This is a genomic window from Sphingobacteriaceae bacterium (assembly GCA_016715905.1).
GTDB lineage: Bacteria > Bacteroidota > Bacteroidia > B-17B0 > Aurantibacillaceae > Aurantibacillus.
On record JADJXI010000003.1, the window covers coordinates 710,440 to 730,839 of the forward strand.

A 20,400-nucleotide genomic window follows, 5' to 3' on the forward strand; every position below is an offset into this window, starting at 1 on the left:
GGGCTTTTTTTATGGAATTAATTGAAAATGCGTTTCTGCAAATGCTTTCGAACATGAGTTAAAATGCCACCACTCACTGCTTATACTGGTAAATCCTGCACTTTTCATCACGTTTCTAAGCAAGTTTCTATTGGCAATTTGAGTTGAATCCAATTTCTTGTTATTCAAATAATATTGTTCTCTATAGGGTTCTGATATTTTTTCAAATGAGTCAAAAGATGAACCCATATCTAATAATTGATTATTCTCCGTGTTTATTATGCTAATATCAACCGCACATCCGTAATTGTGCAAAGATTTTAAATAAGGAGGTGCAACAAATTTAAATTTAACCGATACTTCCATTTTTAAACTGTCCCACATCAATTTTTGAGCAAACCAAGGTCTGGACGCATCAAATATTACAAGTGATAATTGCGGATTAATCTTTTTTAAATAGTATTGCGCATTACACACCTTAAGAGCAACTTCACATGGGAAATATGCTTTTTCTAAATCGTCGTAAAGCGGGAAGTGTAAAAAATTGGCCGTGTCAGAATATTTCAGCTGAATACATATGGTGCTATCCAATGTGTTAACATCAATTAAGCCAAATTTAATAAATAGATTTTCGGTGTTTCCGGTAACTTTCTTTTCAATTACTTTTTCCGGAATATCCCGAACAAATACAATTTTTTTTCGAATGATAGTTTTTTCTTTATCAGTTCTGTTGCATGAATAAAGCGAGAAGCAAATTATTAGTGTCATAACTTTAATAAAATCGAATAAAATCAGCCGTATATATTTCCTATTTCTCCCCAAAAAGCGTTAATTTGTTTCACAAATATATTATAATGCCGTCATTTGATATTGCAAGTAAATTAGACGCCCAATTATTGGATAATGCGATTAATGTAGCCCGAAAAGATATTTTGAATCGTTGGGACTTCAGAGATTCTAAAAGTACCATTGATTTGAATAAAAAAGACATGCTCATAAATGTAACAACGGAAAATGATATGCGCTTAAATGCCATTTTAGATGCCATTCATTCCCGGATGATTAAACAAGGTTTAGACCCAAGAGGTTTGGATGAGAAGAAAGAGCATTATGCCAGCGGTATGTTTATTAAGAAAGACATTAAAGTAAGAGCCGGTATTGAAAAGGAAACATCAAAAAAAATCTTAAAGGATATAAAGGATAGCAAACTGAAGGTTACTGCGCAAATTATGGATGATATTATTCGCGTAAGCAGTAAAAGTATAAATGATTTGCAGGCTGTAATCGGAATTTGCTCAAAGGGCGATTATGGTGTTCCATTACAATATATAAACATGAAATAATGCAATCCTCAAAAATTATAAGAAGTAAAGCGCCATTTCGAATAGGGTTGGCCGGTGGAGGAACGGATGTTAGTCCGTATTCGGATGAGTATGGTGGAGCAATATTAAACGCAACTATTGATCTTTACGCTTTTACAACACTGGAACCTTTAGAAAAAAAGGGAATTGTATTTGATATAGCTAATAGTGGTTTGCATCACGAATGTGAAAGTGCTGAAGTGTTAAAAATGGCAGAGGGATTCGAGTTATTTATCGGCGTTTACAATGCAATAGTAAAAAAGTTTAAAACAGGTCCCTTATCTTTTCGATTAACTTCAAATACGGAAGCGCCGCAAGGTTCTGGACTAGGAACATCTTCAACCATTGTAGTTTCTATTATTGGCGCATTTGTAGAATGGCTCAATCTACCATTAGGAAAATATGATATAGCCCATTTGGCTTATGAAATTGAACGTATAGATTTACAAATGGCCGGGGGTAAACAAGATCAGTATGCGGCCACTTTTGGGGGAATTAATTTTATAGAATTTTATGCAGAAGATAAAGTAATCGTAAATCCACTTCAGCTTAAAAACGAAGTGTTTCATGAGTTAGAGCATAATTTGCTTTTATTTTATACGCAAACACAGCGAAATAGCGCTGCGATTATTGATGAGCAAGTAAAAAATGTGAATGATAAAAAAGCAAAAAGTATAGAGGCTATGCATCATCTTAAACTACAAGCTGTACAAATGAAGGATGCTTTGTTGAGGGGAGAGTTGGATAAAATTGGTGAAATTATGCAATACGGCTGGAAAAATAAAAAGCAAATGGCGCAAAGCATTTCCAATGATTTTATTGATAATATTTATGAAAAAGCTATTGCTCACGGGGCTAGTGGCGGAAAAATTTCCGGTGCAGGAGGGGGTGGATTTATGTTTTTTTACTGCCCTGCAGTAAGCAAAAATAGAGTGGCAAACGCTTTAACGGCGATGCGTGGTAGAGTTCAACCTTTTAATTTTACGCAACAAGGATTAATTACATGGAGCATATAAACAGTACGGATGAAGATCAGCTTCATGAATCAAGTTCAAAAGCAAACGATACAACTGCTTTTACCATTCAAAATTTATTAACTCCTTCTAAAGGATATTATGCAACTCCAATATTACTTTTTCTAAACGTTATAATTTTTGCAGTGATGGCTCTAAATAATGTGGATATTATCGAGCCTGAGAAAAAGGACTTAATTGATTGGGGCGCTAACTTCAGGCCTTTCACCTTAAATGAAGGATTATGGCGATTAGTAAGCAGTAGTTTTGTGCATAATGGCCTATTACAGTTTTTGTGCAATATGTTTGTATTGATAAGTTTCGGCAGAGTTTTAGAGCCTTTGTTAGGTACCGTAAGATTATTATACTTTTTTTTACTGCTAACTATTTTGTCTGCTGGCGCGAGTTTATGGTATTACACTTCATTTTTAAGCGTGGGAAATTCCGGAGCTTTATTTGGTATGTTAGGCATAATCATAACTGTTTATTTTGGACGTAATGAAACTATAAGTCTTAAAAAAGAATTATGGATTGCCGTTGCTGTTTTAATCGGATTTTATGTTTTCTATTCAATTAAAGGATTGTCGGATAATGCAGCTAATTTTTCGGGTTTGGGAGGAGGATTAGTATTTGGTTCTTTTTTTGTTTTAAGCACTAAAAATTATTCATCAGCTAAATCTCTTTCCTATCAGTTTTTATCTATGCTGCTAGTTTTAGGATTTTTGATTTTTGTTTTTCAATCTATTCCTTCCGATTTGGGTAAGTATTTTTCAAAAATGGAAATTATCACCAAAGCAGAAACAGAGGCGCTTGAAGTATATAACTTGCCGCAAAATACCGATAACAATATCTATTTAAACGAAGTGCAAAAGGGAATGGAAAAATGGGTGCAGTGTGAACGTGTGATAGAAGAGTGCAATCAACTCAATATTACGGATAAATATAAATCAAAGAATAAATTAGTTGCTAAATACATCCAATTACGAAAAGAGTCATATGAGCTTATATTAAGAGCACTGCAGGAAAATTCGAATAAATACAATAACGAAATACAACAATACAATGACCGGATATTACAGGCCATGAAAGAAATTGAAAATTTTAAATAATCCATGAAAACTACTAGTAAATCTGAATTCAACTTCCAAAATCAAACTGCTTTTTATAAGGGAAAAGTTCGCGATGTTTATACAATTTCCAATAAGTATTTGGTGATGGTGGCCAGTAATCGAATTAGTGCATTTGATGTAGTGCTTCCTAAAGATATTCCATTTAAAGGCCAAGTATTAAATCAACTTGCCGCACACTTTTTAGACCTAACTAAAGATATTGTTCCTAATTGGTTAATTGCTTCGCCTTTCCCTAATATCAGTATCGGACATAAATGCGATCCTTTTAAAATAGAAATGGTTGTAAGGGGTTACTTGGCCGGGCATGCAGCCAGAACTTATTTAAGTGGGAAACGCGAACTTTGTGGGGTAAGCTTACCGGAAGGATTAAAGGAGAATGATAAATTGCCTCATCCTATCATTACGCCAAGCACCAAAGCTTCTGAAGGTCATGATGAAGATATCAGTAAAGAAGATATTATTAAAAACGGTTTGGTAAGTAAGTCGCATTATGAAGAATTGGAAAAAATAACACTTGCCTTATATGCAAGAGGACAAGAAATAGCTAATCAACAAGGTTTAATATTAGTGGATACCAAATATGAATTTGGATTATACAATGATAAAATCATGTTAATGGATGAAATTCACACTCCCGATTCTTCGAGATACTTTTATCAGGAAGGATATGAAGATCGTCAAAAACAAGGTGCTGAACAAAAACAATTAAGTAAAGAGTTTGTCAGAAAATGGTTGATTGAAAATGGTTTTCAGGGAAAAGAAGGACAGTCTATTCCTGCAATGAAAGATCAATGGGTAAATGAAATCAGTGAACGTTATATCGAATTATTTGAAAAAGTAAGCGGAAAAAAGTTTATGCGCGAAAATACGGCTGTTGATAATTCAAAAGTTGAACTTCAAATCAACTCATTAATAGCTAAATTACCCTAATCTAAAATTCAGCACGTTTTTTTAGTTTTTTCTTTTTCCTTTATGCTTTTTTTTTGAGTTTTAAGGTAATTATTTTGAATATCCAATCTTAAATTCTTAAGTTTAAATTCAATAATTCTATACCTATGAAAAGACTCTTCCTTTTAAGTCTGCTGATTTTTTCAGCTATTTTTTTGTCATTTGATGTTGTAAAAAACGATACGCTGTGGTTGAGGTATCCTTCCATTTCACCGGACGGATCTACTATTGTATTTACCTACAAAGGTGATATTTATAAAGTGTCTGCCGCAGGAGGAGAAGCAGTACCTTTAACTTTGAATGACGCGCATGATTATATGCCCGTTTGGTCACCCGATGGTAAAACAATTGCATTCTCTTCAGATCGTTTTGGTAATTTTGATGTTTTTACAATTCCAGCTGAAGGTGGAGAGGCAAATCGAATTACTTTTCATTCTTCAAGTGATTTTCCATCTTCATTTACTCCCGATGGAAAAGAAATAATTTTCAATTCTACACGTCTTGATCAAGCTGCATATATACAATTTCCTTATGCCGGTTTACCCGAATTATATAGTGTATCAGTAAATGGTGGCAGAGAAAAACAAATTTCTTCTATAGGCGCTATTGAATCGCATTTAAATAAAGCGGGCGATAAGTTAATTTTTCATGATGTAAAAGGATATGAAGATCCGTGGAGAAAACATCATACTTCTTCGGTAGCTAGAGATATTTGGATGTGGAATAAAAAATCAAATGAATTTAATCAACTTACCAATTTTGCCGGTGAAGATCGTAATCCGCAATGGAGTGCAGATGAAAATTCAATTTATTACCTCAGTGAAAAAAGTGGTTCATTTAATGTTTGGAAAATGGAAGTTGCTAATCCGGCTCAAAACAAACAAATAAGCAGTTTTGATAAAAATCCGGTTCGTTTTCTTTCAATTGCCAATAACGACTTATTGTGTTATTCTTATAATGGAGAATTATACACGCAAGCTGCAGGCGCAGAACCTAAAAAAGTATCTGTTACCATTCATAATGACGGACGAACAAATACGGCTAAAACCGAAGTGTTTACAAACGGCGCTACTGAGATGAATGTTTCTCCAAATGGAAAAGAAGTTGTTTTTGTGGTACGCGGAGAAGTTTTTGTTGCGGCGATTGAAGGGGGACTTACTAAACGTATTACAAACACGCCGGAGCAAGAACGAAGTGTTAGTTTTAGTCCTGATGGAAAAAGCATTTTATACGCATCCGAAAGAAATAATATTTGGGGCTTGTATCAAACTTCATTGGTTCGTAATGATGAGTTGTATTTTTTCAATTCCACATTACTTAATGAAGAAACCATATTGGCAGGAACTACCGAAGCTTTTCAGCCGGCTTATTCTCCGGATGGAAAAGAAGTAGCCTTTATTGAAGATCGCACTTCCGTTAAAGTAATTAATTTAAAATCGAAAACTATACGAACGATAATGCCGGGCGATAAAAGTTATTCTTATGCTGATGGTGATCAATCTTTTGAATGGTCGCCCGATGGAAAACATCTTTTAGTACAGTTTTTGCAGGATGGAAATTGGAGAAGTGAAATCGGTTTAGTAGATGCGGACGGTAAAAATGGTATAAAAGATTTGACGCAAAGCGGATTTGATAATGGGGATGGGCATTGGATGATGAATGGAAAGATGATGATGTGGTTTTCAAACAGACATGGAATGAAAAACATTGCTAGTCACGGTAATCAAAATGATGCATATGGTTTGTTTTTAACAAAGGCTGCGTTTGATCAGTTTAAAATGAATAAAGAAGAATATGCTTTGTTTAAAGAGAAGGAAGAAAAAACTAAAAAGGAAGTAAAAACTCCTACCAATGATAAATCAAAGTCTAAAGGAAGTGATACTTCAAAAAAAGTAATTGAACCTGTAAAAATTGAGTGGGATGGTTTACAGGATAGAAAAGTGCGTTTAACTATTCATTCATCCAGCATGTCCGATGCCTTAGTTACTCCTGAAGGTGATAAAATTTATTATTTAACCCGCTTTGAGGGAGGATTTGACATTTGGTGTACCAAGTTTAAAGAACATGAAACAAAAATGTTTATTAAACTGGATTGTAAAGGTCCGGGGAAAATGATGTTCGATAAGGAAGCTAAGCATATTTTAATGGTTTGCGATGGAAAAATAATTAAAATAAAATTAGAGAACGCCGAAAAAAAGGAAGTTCCTTTTCACGCGGAAATGAATTTAACACTCGCGCTCGAAAGGGAATATATGTTTGAACATGCCTGGCGCCAGGTTGTAAAAAAGTTTTATGTGAGTGATTTGCAAAAAACAGATTGGAATTATTACAAACAAAATTACAGCAGGTTTTTACCATACATCAATAACAATTACGATTTTGCCGAATTGCTGAGCGAAATGCTTGGCGAATTAAATGCCTCACATACAGGATGCAGATATAAAGCGCCGCACCATAATCCGGATGAAACAGCGTATTTAGGCGCGTTTTTTGATGAGCAGTATGAAGGTAACGGTTTACTGATTTCCGAAATTATTGAAAAAGGTCCACTGGATGCAGATGGCTTACAAATTAAACCCGGACAAATAATTGAAAAGATTAACGGAGTGGAAATTACGCCGCAAAGCAACTACTATAAAATTTTAAATCGGGTTTCAGGTAAAAACACCTTGATTTCTATTTACGATAAAGCAGCTAATAAGCGATGGGATGTAATTATAAAGCCAATTCCATTGGCACAGCTTTATCCTTTATTATATCATAGATGGATAAAAAGAATGCAGGATCTTACTGAAAAATTATCAGGCGGTGAATTAGGATACATGCATGTTAAAGGCATGGATGACGAAAGTTTTAGAGAGTTTTACGATCAGGTAATGGGTAAATACGTAAACAAAAAAGCATTAATTGTAGATACTCGATTTAATGGTGGTGGTTGGTTGCACGATGATTTGGCTACTTTCTTATCAGGAAAAAAATACATTGAATTCGTTCCTAAAGAAAGAAAAATTGGAGTAGAGCCAGGTAAAAAATGGATAAAGCCATCTTTGGTTTTAATGGGTGAAGGAAATTATTCAGATGCGCATATGTTTCCTGTAGTTTACAGAACATTGGGAATAGGAAAGTTGGTTGGTATGCCGGTACCGGGTACCGGAACAGCCGTTTGGTGGGAACCCATGATTGATCATTCATTAGTATTTGGTATTCCGCAAGTAGGGGTAATGACACCGGAAGGAAAATATTACGAAAACACGCAATTGGAACCGGATGTTAAAGTGGCAAACGAATACAAGGCCATGTTGGAAGGAAAAGATCAACAAATTGAAGCTGCCGTTAAATTATTATTGGGTAAATAATTAAAAGGGATTAATATCCCTTTTAATTTCATTATTTTTTGCCCTGCATAGGATTCCAACCATTACTTTGTCCTCTGCCGGCTGAAGCTTTGGCTTTGTAAAGGTCGAATTTAGAAGGAGAAGTTTTTATGTTCCATAAATTATTCTCTTCGTTTATATCTCCTGTTTCCCGGAATGGGTCTAATTGAATGGAAACTACTTTTTTATCTTTTATAAATGTTTTGGTAACTTCATTTTCGTTTTTTCTCCAAACATACACATGGCAGCGCTCAATATCACTACTTCCATCTGTATAATTAAATTTGATAATGAGCGGCATTACTGATCCACCGCGGTTACTGAATTTAATTTCACACAAAAATTTTCCTTCAAACTTTTTCATCTCTTCATCACTTAATTCGCTTAAGTTTTCATGTTTTTCTTTAATTTCCATGGTAAGCGGTGATGCAGGTTTGTAATGGTAATAAAAATCTCTCAGTGTAGTATCCACATCAACCAAGGCCTTCATACCACTTTGCTTGTTTCTTATTTGGGTAATGAATTCAAATTTATCCGGGTAATGTTTATGCATGACAAAATGAGTGTCTGGTTCAACTTTAATTTTTTCACCCTTTTGTAAAACATAAGTTTTTACGGTGTCAATTGAAATATCTACCGGATCGGTATCATAAAACCAAGAACGCCAAAACCAATCTAAATCAACTGCGCTGGCATCTTCCATACTTCTGAAAAAATCTGCCGGCTCAGGATGTTTGAACGCCCATCTTGTACAATAAGTCTTAAAGGCAAAATCAAATAATTCTCTACCCATGATTGTTTCTCTCAAAACTGTTAAGGCTGTTGCTGGTTTACCGTAAGCATTAGCGCCAAAATTATGTATGTTTTCACTATTCACCATAATAGGTTCGAGTTGATCTTTGGGTAACCGGAAATAATCCAACATTTTATGTGCTGGTCCTCTGCCGGAAGGATAATTCATATCAAATTCCTGCTCGGTTAAAAACTGAACAAAGGTGTTTAGTCCTTCGTCCATCCAGGTCCATTGCCTTTCATCGCTATTAATAATCATTGGGAAAAAGTTATGTCCTACTTCATGAATGATAACCAAAATCATTCCGTTTTTACTTCCTTCTGTATACGTTCCGTCTTTTTCTGTTCTTCCGAAGTTAAAGCAAATCATGGGATACTCCATACCGTTAGCTGCTTCAATACTTTGCGCAACGGGATAAGGATACGGTATGGTGTATTTAGAATAAGTCTTTATTGTATGTGCAACCACTTTAGTTGAATATTTTCTGTAAAGACCATAAGCTTCTTTGCCGTAAAAGCTCATGCACATCACGCGTTTGCCTTCGCACTTCACCGGCATGGCATCCCAACAATATTTTCTTGAACTTCCCCAAGCAAAATCGCGAACACTGTCTGCTTTAAAAATCCAGGTTTTGGTGGTGGTGGCCTTTTTCTTTTCTGCGGCTTTAGCGTCTTCTAACAAACCAATTTCCACCGGTTCCGTGGCAGTTTGAGCTTGCACCCATCTTTTGTATTGCGCAGCAGTAAGTACTTGCTGATAGTTTTGACATTCACCGGTTGAACAAACTAAGTGATCGGAAGGCACCGTCATTTTCACTTTGAAATTTCCGAAGGCCAACGCAAATTCTCCTCTTCCTAAAAACTGTTTGTTTTGCCATCCCTGAAAATCACTGTACACACACATCCTCGGATACCATTGTGTCATGGTAAATAAATGGTTTCCGTCTTCTTCAAAATATTCATACCCACCTCGGCCGCCATATTGTGTGCGGTTAATCATTTTATAATGCCATTTCACAATAAATTTTATTTTCCCTTTTGGTGCAAGTGTTTTTGGTAAATCAATTCTCATCATGGTTTCGTTGATTGTATAGGACAATGTTTTTCCTTTTTCATCCGTTACGGCATCTATTTTATCACCCAGACCCGCCAAATTTTCTTTATAGTTAAGTGATTTAATTGTTGCATCACTCAATATTTTTCCCTCTAATTTGTTTTCATCAATGCTGTGCACAAATGAATTAGGGTCGTGTTGGTTTTCATCTAACTGCAACCATAAATAATTTAAAGCATCCGGAGAATTGTTGTGGTATGTTATCGTTTCTGTTCCTACAATACTTAAATTGGCTTCATCTAATTTTACATCAATATCATAATCGGCGCGTTGCTGCCAATATTTATTTCCCGGTGCACCTGAAGCGGTGCGATATTCGTTTGGCGTTGGTAATATGGAACCTAGCTGTTCAAATTTATTTCCGTGATTGGATTTCGGATTGTTTTGAATATTCTGTGCAAGAGCTGAACTTAATCCGATTAAGAATAAAATAATCGTTGTATTAAAATTACGATTGAAAATAAAACTGAAACGCATGCGATAAATATTTTTAATTGGTTGTGTGTTACTTTAAATGTTCTGCTTAAAATTAAATAAAAAAGTATGACTATGATGACAATTAAAAGTTGACCTATCTCTATTCCGGCATTGAAAAACAACAGCGGAAAGCCCGGAGACTCTGTGTTTCCGAGCATTGAGCGAATTAGGTAAGAAAATCCCATACCGTGAATTCCCCCAAATAGGGGGATGAAGACGTATAAAATTCGTGCGTTTTTCATTGAGCTTTGTCGAATTCTAAATAATTCAAAACATGCAGTGAGTAAGATAGTGGAGGCAATTAGTATTTCGGCCAAAGCTTGATTTAATACAAATACATCATAAACACTGAGTGCTAATGAAACGGAATGGCCAAGGGTAAAGCCTGTTATTAAGATTAAAATTTTTTTCCATTCTTGTACAGTATACGCAAGTGTAATTAAGGCTACAAATAAAATATGATCGTATGCCCCATCTGTTGTTATATGTTCAAGTCCGGTTACAAACCAAAGTGAAAATTCATTCATTTGTTTAACTTTGTAAAGTGAAACGAAAACTCAATAATACGAAAAAGTTAATTGCAATTTCTACGCTTATTTTTTTCGCATTCGTTTTTGTTAACTTTCATCCCTTTTATTTAAGTGTTTGCGAATTCAAATACAAAGCAGATAAAAAAACTTTAGAAGTTTCGGTAAAACAATTTACGAATGATTTAGAGGAAGTATTGGCTAAGAAGAATAAAACAAAAGTGGATTTAATTAATGGAAAAGACACTGCATTACTAAATGGATATTTGAGAGAATATATTTTAGCTAACCTGAAATTAAACGTAAACGGAAAAGATAAAGTATTTAAATATTTAGGTTATGAAAGGGAAGAGGAAGCTGTTTGGGCTTACTTGGAAGTTAGTTCGTGTGAAAAACCGACGGAAGTTAGAATTGAAAATTCACTGTTGTATGAATTAATTAAAACTCAAATCAATATTGTGCATTTTGAGTTAGACGATAAACGATTGAGTAAGAAAGTGGAAAATCCGGATAGGGTAATTTTATTTAGTTTTTAGTCATTTTCCCTTATTTAAAAACGAAGGATTTATCGAAAAGAAGTATCTACTGTCCTAAATTCAAACCTTATATGTGGATTATATGTAGGATACAGGGCAAATTTTAACATTTTATTTCTTGCTCAATTTTTTTGGCCGAAATTCTAAATACTTTTCGTAACCTTCTGATAAAAAAGCAGTTGAATATAATAACATTTAGATTTTGATGGGTTTCTCCGAAATAAGGATTTAGATGTTAGCAAATTGAACCTCAAATTATTACAAATGGACTTGCTTTTTAGGAAAAAAACATAATCTTTGCAAAACTTTTAACCCAGTTGAAGAAGTTAATACACATATTATCAATTACTTGCATCGTTTTAATTCACGTAGATGCCTTCTCGAAAAGTCCCGACTTTGATGATAAAACAAAAAAGAAGGAAGGAGATAAAAAGGAAAAAGTAAAAAGAGACGATACTACAACCCTTGCCTTAAATGAAGAACATTTGGAAGGATTGGAAGAGGAGTTGAGTGACAGTACGGAGATGATGTTTCCGAGCCATGACCTTTACGCAACCTGGGATACTACTTCTGCACATCCTTATCATTTTTATGAGTCCTTTAAAATGGATAGTGTGGATATAACTTTAGTGAATGAAAGTGATCATGCATTTTCAATGCCATTTAAGGGTGGAATAACCAGCGAGTTCGGATGGCGAAAATACCGTCCGCATTTTGGTACTGATATTAAACTTCAAACCGGCGATCAGGTAGTTACTTGTTTTGATGGAATGGTTCGTTTAGCGAAGTATTATTATGGATATGGGAATTGTGTAATTGTTCGTCATAACAATGGCCTTGAAACAGTTTATGGCCACCTTTCAAAAATATTAGTAGAAGCAGGCCAAGTTGTAGATTCAGGAGATTTATTAGGTTTAGGTGGGAACACCGGCAGATCATTTGGTAGCCATTTGCATTTTGAAATCCGGTATTTGGGTCAGGCATTAGACACCGAAGATTTTATTGATTACGCAAGCGGCGAATTAAAATCGAATTGTTTTATGTTGCGAAAAAATGATGTGGCAACAAAGTACGACTTACGGGCTGTACATACCCGTCACAGAAAAGGAAGTTCTTATGCAAAAGGTGGTAAAGTGAAATTGAGTCCGGGTGGAATATATACAATCCGTCAAGGAGATACCCTTGGAGCTATTGCCAGAAGATATGGCACTAGCGTTAATGCCTTGTGTAAAAAAAATAAAATAAAAGCTACTTCTACTTTGCGCTTAGGGCAAAAACTTAAAATTTAATTTCACATCCCGGTAAAAGGGCTTTTAGTTTTTCCAATTCATCTTTTTCTAATGGATTACCACTCAAATCCAAAAAGTGTAATTCTTTTAGTTGTGAAATACTGTCGGGTAGTTTGGTGATTTTGTTATTTCGCAAAGAAATGAATCTTATTTTTTTAGCTTTATAAATATCAAAAGGAATGGTTTGAAGCGGATTATTTTCTATGATGAGCAATTCTAAATTCTGTAATCGTTCAAAATGTTTAGTGATGTTGTGTGTATTGGTATTACTGAGGTATAAAAAGTTTAAATTAGGAATTTTAAAAATTTGCTTTGGAAAACTATCCATAATACAATTTTCAATTGTCAGCTCCTGTAAATTCTTCATGTATTTTAAAGTTTCAGGAAGTTTCAGCGTATCATCGGTATTACCGAATTTAAAAGTTTTTAATTTATTTAAATAAGCAATTGCACAAGGTATGCTGTCTATTTTGGTATGTTGCAATTCGAGATAATTCAGATTACGATAAGCTTCCGGCTGTGGAAGGAAAGCTGTAAATTTATTATTATAGGTTGCAAAAAAAACTAAATTATACAATGCTTCAAATCCTTTAGGGTAATCTACTACTTCATTACCGCTAAGCTTTAAAGTTTGCAAATCAATCAACTTTGAAATTTTATCATATTGTTTCGCATCTAATTTCTGATAACTTAAATCAAGCTTATAAACATTTCGTTCAATGGCAAGTGCGGTCTTCAGATCTTTATGAACAGAGGCTCCGTAAGGTCCGTATCTTTCAAAAGGGTCTTTGGGCAATGGCTTATCGTTTTGTGCCAACACCTGCAAACTAAAAGTGAAAATAAGAAAAAGGAATAATTTGTGCATTTTCATTGCAAACGAATTTACAGCATTACATGCATTTGCAAAACTAATAATTTGCTTCTTATAAAAGTTTTTTAACAAGAGATTAGCCAATCAATACTTTTGAATTATTTGTTCAGAAGAGGTTTACTTTGTATTTGACAGCCATTTTTTGAATCTGCTCATCGTTTATTTGATGTATATTCTTGCTTTTGTGATAATTTTCAACGGTAAGAACATGCGTTCGGTAATTATTTTTTTCTGCCAATAGAAAATAAGGTTCAATTTCCCAGTCTAACGTAAATGTATTGGCCACAAAAATTTTCTCTATTTGTTTAAGCATAGCGTTTTCGGTACGATCAAGACATTGTTTATAGGCCAGATGATTTTTATCAAATTCAAATTGATACCCGTTTTCATCGGTAAAGTAATCATCAATACTCAATACCGGATATTTTTTTTCACTGAGTAATGAAGCCAATGTACTTTTACCGGCACCTGGTAATCCCCTAAGTAAAATTAACTCTTTCATAAAATTTTATAATTTATTGGAATATAGTTTGAAACGGGTATCTTTTTAATTTACTTTTGTTATACATGTTAAAATTATGAGATTTTTTGTTTCGATATGCTTTTTATTTTTCATCACTTTCAATAATGCCCAAGTAACCGATGGCAATGGTAAAAAACAAGGCTATTGGAAAAAGAATGATGAAAAAACGGGCAAATTAATTTACGAAGGTGAATTTAAAGATAATAAGCCGGTAGGGAAATTTAAATATTATTATCCCAATGATTCACTTCAGGCAATCATGAATTTCAAAAATGAGGGTACTGTTGCTTACGCACAATTATTTCATCCAACCGGAAAGAAAATGGGAGAGGGTAAATATATCAATGAGCTCAAAGATAGTGTTTGGTTGTATTTTGATGAGCTGGGAACATTACTTTCAAAAGATACCTATAGTAAGGGAAAGAAAAACGGCATTTCAGTGGTTTATATGCCTGAAGGTTTAGTTGCAGAAGAACGAAATTATAAAGACGATCTGGAACATGGCGAATTTAAACTGTATTTTGATGGTAAGAAGCTAAGAGCTATCGGTAAATTTATAAACGGTAAGCAAGAGGGCAAAGCCATTTATTATTTTCCAAATGGTGTAGAAGTTGCGAATGGCTTTTTCAAAAATGGAGTGAAAGAAGGGCCTTGGATATATAAAAATGAACAGGGAAAAATTACAGAGAAGGAATTATACAAAAAAGGTGAACCGGTTAGTAAAAAAGAAGCAGAAGCTTTTTTTAATAAGAATAAAAAGAAATAGTTCTATTCAATTATTATCCTAATCTCAATTTAAATTTGAAATCTCATTAAAATTGCCAAGAGAATTTTTTTGAATAAAAACTAATTTTAGTTACAGAAATCCCATTTAATACAACCTTTATTTCATTAACTTTGTATTCTGATTTATGAGCAAGAACGGTAAAGTATTGGTAGCTATGAGTGGTGGTATTGACAGTAGTGTTACCGCTATGATGTTGCATGAAGAGGGGTACGAAGTTATTGGTATAACCATGAAAACATGGGATTATGAAACTTCAGGCTCTTCTAAAAGAGAAACAGGTTGTTGCAGTTTGGATAGCATAAATGATGCTCGTACTATGGCCGTAGCTTATGGTTTTCCGCATTACATATTAGACATTAGAGGCGAATTCGGAGAGCATATTATTAATAATTTTGTGGAAGAGTATTTGGCCGGCAGAACACCTAATCCATGCGTATTATGCAATACGCATATAAAGTGGGATGCATTACTTAAGCGGGCCGACATGCTTGATTGTGAATTTATAGCTACCGGACATTATGCACAACTAAGAACAGAACAAAACCGAAGGATAATTTCTAAAGGAATAGATCAAACCAAAGATCAAACTTATGTATTGTGGGGTTTAGATCAAGCGTGTTTAAAAAGAACTATGTTTCCATTAGGGGGATTTAAAAAAACAGAAATAAAGCAAATGGCTAAAGATGCCGGATTTTATGATTTGGCCAACAAAAGTGAAAGTTATGATATTTGTTTTGTGCCCGATAATGATTATAGAGCTTTTTTAAAACATCGTATGCCCGGTTTAGAAGAGAAAGTGGATGGTGGAATATATCTTTTTAAAGGAAAAGAAGTGGGAAAGCACAGAGGATATCCTTTTTATACCATTGGTCAAAGAAAAGGATTAGATATAGCATTGGGTGCGCCTGTTTTTGTAAAAGAAATCATTCCGGAAACAAATACAGTTATATTAGGAGATAAAGACGATTTGGAAGAAAATCAATTAACTGTTCGTGATTTTAATATTTCAAAATATGAAAATTTACCTTCCGATTTCGAGTCTTTAACCAAAATCAGATATAAAGATGCCGGAACTATGGCAACACTCAATATTATTGATGATAAAATTGATGTTATTTTTCATGCCCCCGTTTCCGGTGTTGCTCCCGGACAAAGTGCTGTGTTTTATGAAGAAAATGATTTAGTGGGTGGAGGATTTATAGATCGAAAGCCTTTAAAATTCTAACAACTTAGCGTTAATTAGTAATTGAATTGCACATTTGTTCATGTGCCATATTCTTTTAAATTTACAATTCTATTCCAAAAATACACAAATGAAAAAAGCATACATTTTTCCGGGGCAGGGTTCTCAGTTTTCGGGAATGGGAAAAGAACTTTACGACTCCAATGAAACAGCTAAAACACTTTTCGAAAAAGCCAATCAAATATTAGGTTTTCGCATCACTGATACCATGTTTGCGGGTTCTGATGAAGAGCTGAAACAAACTAAAATAACTCAGCCGGCCATTTTTTTACATTCAGTTGTATTAGCGGCCACTAAATCGAATGATTTTAAACCGGACATGGTTGCCGGCCATTCTTTGGGTGAATTTTCTGCATTGGTAGCTAATAAAACATTACAGTTTGAAGATGCTTTGGTTTTAGTTTACAAAAGAGCACTTGCTATGCAAAAAGCTTGTGAATTAAATCCAAGTACAATGGCAGCTATTCTAAACTTAGATGATAAAGTAGTAGAAGATATTTGCGCCGCAATTACAAATGAGGGCCAAATTGTTGTTGCCGCCAATTATAATTGTCCGGGACAATTGGTTATTTCTGGAAGTTTGGAAGGTGTTAATTTGGCCTGCGAAAAATTAAAAGCTGCCGGTGCCAAACGTGCATTGCTTTTGCCGGTAGGGGGTGCATTTCATTCACCACTTATGGAGCCCGCAAAAATTGAATTAGAGCAAGCCATACTTTCAACTTCATTTAATCAACCTATTTGTCCGGTTTATCAAAATGTCACAGCTAGTGCAGTTTCGGATGCTGAACAAATAAAAAAGAATTTAATTGCTCAATTAACAGCTCCGGTAAAATGGACTCAAAGTATTCAACAAATGGTGAGTGATGGAGCTACTCAATTTATAGAAGTAGGGCCTGGTAAAGTTTTACAAGGCTTGGTTAAAAAAATAAGTGCCGGAGCCGAAGCAATGAGTGTATGAAAAAATTAATTAGCTTTTGTTTAGTTATTAATTTACTTACTTTAAAAAGTCAAACACGCTTTTTTCAGGGTATCGGAATATTTGCTTCCGGTACACAATCCATGCATAATTATAAAAACACAACGCAAGACAATAAAGATTTTGCGAATGACAATCCTAGTAATTTTGTATTTGCAAATTATTACCCGCAATCTCATATTTCCAGGGAAAATTTCAGCTGGGGTGCTGGACTTTTTTTGGAATTTATTGACAGTGATAGAATTCGTTGGCAAACAGAAGCAACGTATATGAAGAAAAGTGTTTTAGAGAAAGAGGTGATCGATCCCTTTTTTGGAACTCGAGCCGGGAATTTTTCTGCTAATAAATACACCTATATACAATGGAATAATTATTTAAAGTTTTTAAATATTGGATTAGGACCCAGGTGGTATGGGATGTTGGGAGTACGTTTAGAGTATTTATTAAATAGTAGCGCTTCCGTATTTACTTCAGTAGCCGGAAGTTTTCCTAAGTTTTGGTTTAGTGGAGATGCAGCTCTGGGTTATGAATTCCCAATTGCTCGACGATTGAATATGTTCGTCGAATATCATTGGAATCCGGATATTATTCGACATAAACATAATAATATTAAAGTTCGTAATCGTACCTTTGAACTTCGGGTTGGAATTGTGTATCGCCCAAGGAAAAAAAGAATTGACGATTGCAACGCACCTAGATACAAAGGACCCGCATATTAAATTTTTGAATTATGGCAATGAATAAAGACGTTTTATTTGCACTTACAAAGGGTGCATATGCACCGCAGGAAGAAATGCTGGAAGTGGCAAGAAAAAAAGGAAAACTCTTAATCGGAATTCCAAAAGAAATTGCTTTTCAAGAAAATCGAGTTGCCTTAGTACCGGATGCGGTGAATTTATTAACGAATAATGGGCATAGAATAATAATTCAATCCGGAGCGGGTAAGGCAGCGAATTTTGAAGACAGTGATTATAGCGAGGCTGGTGCAGAAATAGTGAATTCACCTGAGGAAGTATATAAGGCGAATTTGATTTTAAAAATTGCGCCCCCAACTATTGAAGAAATTGAACTCATGCAACCTAAGCAAACACTTTTTAGTGCCTTGCAGTTAACTGTTCAGCCTCAGGATTTTTTAAAAAAATTAACCAGTAAAAAATTAAATTGTGTAGCATTTGATCTAATATTAGATGATGCTGGAATTTTTCCGGTAATCCGCGCTATGGGTGAGATTGCCGGTGGCGCAAGTATTTTGATAGCCGCAGAATTATTGAGTAATGTAAATAATGGTGTTGGGTCTATTTTAGGAGGAATCAGCGGCATTTCACCAACCGAGGTAGTAATTATTGGTGCTGGTACAGTTGGAGAAGTAGCAGCCAGAGCTGCATTAGGATTAGGAGCAACGGTAAAAGTATTTGACAACTCAACCTCTAGATTACGTCGCTTGCAAAATCAATTACCTTCAAGAGTATTTACATCAGTTATTGTTCCTAAAGTGTTGGAAAAACATTTAAAATCAGCAGATGTTGCTATTGGAGCTCTAAGAGCTACCCGTGGCAGAACTCCTTGTGTAGTTACAGAAGCAATGGTGAGTGAAATGAAACCCGGTTCGGTAATCATTGATGTAAGTATAGATCAGGGAGGCGTGTTTGAAACATCCGAAGTAACCAATCATTCACAACCTGTTTTCAGAAAAAATGGAGTGATTCATTATTGCGTACCTAATATAAATAGTCGAGTTGCCCGCACTGCTTCTTATGCCTTAAGTAATATTTTTCAGCAGGTTGTTATGAATATGGGTGATGAAGGAGGTTTTGATGGAATAGTTCGTAAGGATCCGGGATTAAGAAACGGAGTTTACATTTATAATGGAATTCTTACTAATCAGTTTTTAGGCGAAGCATTTAACTTACCATTTAAAGACATTAATCTGTTGATGGCAGCAATTTAACGGTAAAGAATAATTAAGCTCTTCCTAATTTCCACAACATCATTTCATGCGACCATAGGGCGCCAATAAATGTCTTTTTAGATAAATAGGGTAGTTGGAATTCCGCAGCTGTTTCCTTAACAATTTTAGAAATTTTAGGATAATGAACATGGCAAATTGTTGGGAATAAGTGATGTTCTACCTGAAAATTTAAACCGCCCATTAACCAGGATAATATTGGATTTCCATTAGCAAAATTCATAGTGGTTTTAATTTGGTGGATTGCCCAATCATTTTCTAAATTTCCTGATTCTGTAGGTAAAGGAAATTCCGTTGTTTCAGCTACGTGTGCAGGTTGAAAAATGGCAGCCAAAACAAAACCGGCAATATAATGTATAGTTAAAAATCCGATTACCCAATCAATAAAGGTCATATTGCTGACAAACACAAAAGGTAAAATCATATAGGCAAAATAAAACACTTTAGAGAAAATGATTATCATAAGTTCCTTCATAAAGGTTGAATTCTGGGCTTTCACTAAACCTAATTTTTCATATCTTCTTAATTGCTTAAAATCTTTTGTAGAGGTCCACATCATGGTCATCATGCCATAAAAAATCCAAGCATAAATGAACTGTAATTTATGAATCCACTTTCTCTTTGCATGAGGTTCAAAACGCATAAAACCGGGAGGGGTAATGTCCTCATCATGATTATGCACATTCGTAAATGTGTGATGAATTACATTGTGTTGAATTTTCCAATTCATGGCATGACCGCCCAGTAAATTAATTGAAAAACCTAAAAAGCTGTTTAGTTTTTTATTATTACTATAGCTGCCGTGATTGGCATCGTGCATAATACAAAGTCCGATTCCGGCCATCGCAAAACCCATAATTCCGGCCAACATCCACCAAACTAATTTGCTTTCAAAAATACCTGTACACAATAGGGTAAACGGCACAACGTACGCCGAAATCATAAAAATGGTTTTGATATACATATTTATATTTCCGGTTTTGCTTATATTATTTTCTTTGAAATAAGCATCAACACGTTTTTTCAATTCCATATAGAATTGACGATTATTATTCGTAAATCTGATGTTACTTGTTCCGAGCATAATTCATTTAAAATTTTATGACTGTGAAGTTAGTTGATTCGAGCTAAAGAAAAAAATTATTTAGTTTGGATATCAACAATATATTGTTTAACCGCAACGCTATCTTTCATCTTTAATAATTTTAGTTTTATCGTAGTTTTACCCTGTTTCAGAGCTAAAAAATTAATATCCAGTCCTTTCTGATCACCATGCCAAACTGAATTAATATGATTTATTATTTCATGATTATAATCATCTATTAAAACCCAATTTTCGCCCAATTTGTGATTTTCAGGTAGATTAATCTTGAATTTTTTTTTGGCAATAATTTTATTTTCATTTGGGAATTCCGCTTTTAGCTCATCAATAGAACAACGTTGCATGCCAAAGCCAATTAAAATAATCCAAATAAATGTCTGTTTATTCACAGA

At 34.5% G+C, this 20,400-nt stretch carries 19 protein-coding genes; 12 read left to right on the forward strand and 7 right to left on the reverse strand.

The annotated features are described in order from the left end of the window. Positions 1 to 9: 9 nt before the first annotated feature. On the reverse strand, positions 10 to 747 hold the full coding sequence (locus tag IPM51_03500; GenBank protein ID MBK9283363.1) for a M15 family metallopeptidase: 738 nt from the start codon (positions 745 to 747) through the stop codon (positions 10 to 12). An 86-nt stretch (positions 748 to 833) separates the two neighbouring features. Here IPM51_03500 and IPM51_03505 point away from each other — a divergent pair, with 86 nt between their 5' ends. The 5 genes from IPM51_03505 to IPM51_03525 all read left to right on the forward strand — a co-directional run bounded on the left by IPM51_03505 (position 834) and on the right by IPM51_03525 (position 7,787). Then, positions 834 to 1,322 carry a YajQ family cyclic di-GMP-binding protein gene (locus IPM51_03505; GenBank protein MBK9283364.1) on the forward strand — a complete coding sequence of 163 codons (489 nt, stop codon included), beginning with the start codon at positions 834 to 836 and terminating at the stop codon, positions 1,320 to 1,322. Continuing rightward, positions 1,322 to 2,356 carry a dehydrogenase gene (locus tag IPM51_03510; protein MBK9283365.1) on the forward strand — a complete coding sequence of 345 codons (1,035 nt, stop codon included), beginning with the start codon at positions 1,322 to 1,324 and terminating at the stop codon, positions 2,354 to 2,356. Before IPM51_03505 ends, IPM51_03510 begins: the two co-directional genes overlap by 1 nt. Beyond that, positions 2,344 to 3,462, forward strand: coding sequence for a rhomboid family intramembrane serine protease (locus IPM51_03515; GenBank protein ID MBK9283366.1), 1,119 nt, complete (start codon positions 2,344 to 2,346; stop codon positions 3,460 to 3,462). The genes IPM51_03510 and IPM51_03515 overlap by 13 nt, the downstream gene beginning before the upstream one ends. 3 nt (positions 3,463 to 3,465) lie before the next feature. Next, positions 3,466 to 4,413: a phosphoribosylaminoimidazolesuccinocarboxamide synthase gene (locus tag IPM51_03520; GenBank protein ID MBK9283367.1), complete on the forward strand. Its 948-nt coding sequence runs from the start codon at positions 3,466 to 3,468 to the stop codon at positions 4,411 to 4,413. 125 nt (positions 4,414 to 4,538) lie between these two features. Continuing rightward, the gene (locus tag IPM51_03525; protein MBK9283368.1) at positions 4,539 to 7,787 is read left to right on the forward strand and encodes a PD40 domain-containing protein; all 3,249 of its coding nucleotides are present in this window, start codon (positions 4,539 to 4,541) and stop codon (positions 7,785 to 7,787) included. Between the two features lie 31 nt (positions 7,788 to 7,818). On the opposite strand, the gene IPM51_03530 is transcribed toward IPM51_03525, so the two are convergent. Next, a complete protein-coding gene (locus IPM51_03530) occupies positions 7,819 to 10,188 on the reverse strand; it encodes a M1 family metallopeptidase (GenBank protein ID MBK9283369.1) in 2,370 nt (789 codons plus the stop codon). Then, entirely contained in the window at positions 10,131 to 10,715 is a 585-nt protein-coding gene (locus IPM51_03535; GenBank protein ID MBK9283370.1) for a HupE/UreJ family protein, read from the reverse strand. Before IPM51_03535 ends, IPM51_03530 begins: the two co-directional genes overlap by 58 nt. Before the next feature lie 17 nt (positions 10,716 to 10,732). Between IPM51_03535 and IPM51_03540 the strand changes: the two genes are divergently transcribed. Together IPM51_03540 and IPM51_03545 are read left to right on the forward strand one after the other, a co-directional pair. Then, positions 10,733 to 11,251: a hypothetical protein gene (locus IPM51_03540; GenBank protein MBK9283371.1), complete on the forward strand. Its 519-nt coding sequence runs from the start codon at positions 10,733 to 10,735 to the stop codon at positions 11,249 to 11,251. Between the two features lie 317 nt (positions 11,252 to 11,568). Next, positions 11,569 to 12,540, forward strand: a complete 972-nt coding sequence (locus tag IPM51_03545; GenBank protein ID MBK9283372.1) for a peptidoglycan DD-metalloendopeptidase family protein — start codon at positions 11,569 to 11,571, stop codon at positions 12,538 to 12,540. Here the strand turns inward: IPM51_03545 and IPM51_03550 are convergent. After that, positions 12,530 to 13,405 (reverse strand): leucine-rich repeat domain-containing protein, encoded by an 876-nt coding sequence (locus IPM51_03550; GenBank protein MBK9283373.1) that lies wholly within the window; start codon positions 13,403 to 13,405, stop codon positions 12,530 to 12,532. The two genes, IPM51_03545 and IPM51_03550, sit on opposite strands and share 11 nt — an antisense overlap. 112 nt (positions 13,406 to 13,517) lie before the next feature. Further along, positions 13,518 to 13,913, reverse strand: a complete 396-nt coding sequence (locus IPM51_03555; GenBank protein ID MBK9283374.1) for an AAA family ATPase — start codon at positions 13,911 to 13,913, stop codon at positions 13,518 to 13,520. 76 nt (positions 13,914 to 13,989) lie between these two features. On the opposite strand from IPM51_03555, the gene IPM51_03560 reads away from it, so the two are divergent. The 5 genes from IPM51_03560 to IPM51_03580 all read left to right on the forward strand — a co-directional run bounded on the left by IPM51_03560 (position 13,990) and on the right by IPM51_03580 (position 18,888). After that, positions 13,990 to 14,700: a hypothetical protein gene (locus tag IPM51_03560; protein MBK9283375.1), complete on the forward strand. Its 711-nt coding sequence runs from the start codon at positions 13,990 to 13,992 to the stop codon at positions 14,698 to 14,700. 145 nt (positions 14,701 to 14,845) lie between these two features. Continuing rightward, positions 14,846 to 15,946, forward strand: a complete 1,101-nt coding sequence (mnmA, locus tag IPM51_03565; GenBank protein ID MBK9283376.1) for a tRNA 2-thiouridine(34) synthase MnmA — start codon at positions 14,846 to 14,848, stop codon at positions 15,944 to 15,946. 88 nt (positions 15,947 to 16,034) lie between these two features. Further along, positions 16,035 to 16,922 (forward strand): ACP S-malonyltransferase, encoded by an 888-nt coding sequence (fabD, locus tag IPM51_03570; GenBank protein ID MBK9283377.1) that lies wholly within the window; start codon positions 16,035 to 16,037, stop codon positions 16,920 to 16,922. Continuing rightward, complete coding sequence (locus IPM51_03575; protein MBK9283378.1) at positions 16,919 to 17,659, forward strand: hypothetical protein; 741 nt, start codon at positions 16,919 to 16,921, stop codon at positions 17,657 to 17,659. Before fabD ends, IPM51_03575 begins: the two co-directional genes overlap by 4 nt. Before the next feature lie 11 nt (positions 17,660 to 17,670). After that, entirely contained in the window at positions 17,671 to 18,888 is a 1,218-nt protein-coding gene (locus tag IPM51_03580; GenBank protein MBK9283379.1) for an alanine dehydrogenase, read from the forward strand. Positions 18,889 to 18,901: 13 nt separating this feature from the next. On the opposite strand, the gene IPM51_03585 is transcribed toward IPM51_03580, so the two are convergent. Together IPM51_03585 and IPM51_03590 are read right to left on the reverse strand one after the other, a co-directional pair. After that, complete coding sequence (locus IPM51_03585) at positions 18,902 to 19,990, reverse strand: acyl-CoA desaturase (protein MBK9283380.1); 1,089 nt, start codon at positions 19,988 to 19,990, stop codon at positions 18,902 to 18,904. 56 nt (positions 19,991 to 20,046) lie between these two features. After that, positions 20,047 to 20,397, reverse strand: a complete 351-nt coding sequence (locus IPM51_03590) for a hypothetical protein (protein MBK9283381.1) — start codon at positions 20,395 to 20,397, stop codon at positions 20,047 to 20,049. Between the last annotated feature and the right edge of the window lie 3 nt (positions 20,398 to 20,400).

Coding starts and splice junctions, on each gene's coding strand:
- IPM51_03525 (MBK9283368.1), top strand. CDS start 4,539: ATGAAAAGACTCTTCCTTTTAAGTCTGCTGATTTTTTCAGCTATTTTT.
- IPM51_03515 (MBK9283366.1), top strand. CDS start 2,344: ATGGAGCATATAAACAGTACGGATGAAGATCAGCTTCATGAATCAAGT.
- IPM51_03520 (MBK9283367.1), top strand. CDS start 3,466: ATGAAAACTACTAGTAAATCTGAATTCAACTTCCAAAATCAAACTGCT.
- IPM51_03555 (MBK9283374.1), bottom strand. CDS start 13,913: ATGAAAGAGTTAATTTTACTTAGGGGATTACCAGGTGCCGGTAAAAGT.
- IPM51_03505 (MBK9283364.1), top strand. CDS start 834: ATGCCGTCATTTGATATTGCAAGTAAATTAGACGCCCAATTATTGGAT.
- IPM51_03500 (MBK9283363.1), bottom strand. CDS start 747: ATGACACTAATAATTTGCTTCTCGCTTTATTCATGCAACAGAACTGAT.
- IPM51_03535 (MBK9283370.1), bottom strand. CDS start 10,715: ATGAATGAATTTTCACTTTGGTTTGTAACCGGACTTGAACATATAACA.
- fabD (MBK9283377.1), top strand. CDS start 16,035: ATGAAAAAAGCATACATTTTTCCGGGGCAGGGTTCTCAGTTTTCGGGA.
- mnmA (MBK9283376.1), top strand. CDS start 14,846: ATGAGCAAGAACGGTAAAGTATTGGTAGCTATGAGTGGTGGTATTGAC.
- IPM51_03530 (MBK9283369.1), bottom strand. CDS start 10,188: ATGCGTTTCAGTTTTATTTTCAATCGTAATTTTAATACAACGATTATT.
- IPM51_03575 (MBK9283378.1), top strand. CDS start 16,919: ATGAAAAAATTAATTAGCTTTTGTTTAGTTATTAATTTACTTACTTTA.
- IPM51_03550 (MBK9283373.1), bottom strand. CDS start 13,405: ATGCACAAATTATTCCTTTTTCTTATTTTCACTTTTAGTTTGCAGGTG.
- IPM51_03580 (MBK9283379.1), top strand. CDS start 17,671: ATGGCAATGAATAAAGACGTTTTATTTGCACTTACAAAGGGTGCATAT.
- IPM51_03560 (MBK9283375.1), top strand. CDS start 13,990: ATGAGATTTTTTGTTTCGATATGCTTTTTATTTTTCATCACTTTCAAT.
- IPM51_03510 (MBK9283365.1), top strand. CDS start 1,322: ATGCAATCCTCAAAAATTATAAGAAGTAAAGCGCCATTTCGAATAGGG.
- IPM51_03585 (MBK9283380.1), bottom strand. CDS start 19,990: ATGCTCGGAACAAGTAACATCAGATTTACGAATAATAATCGTCAATTC.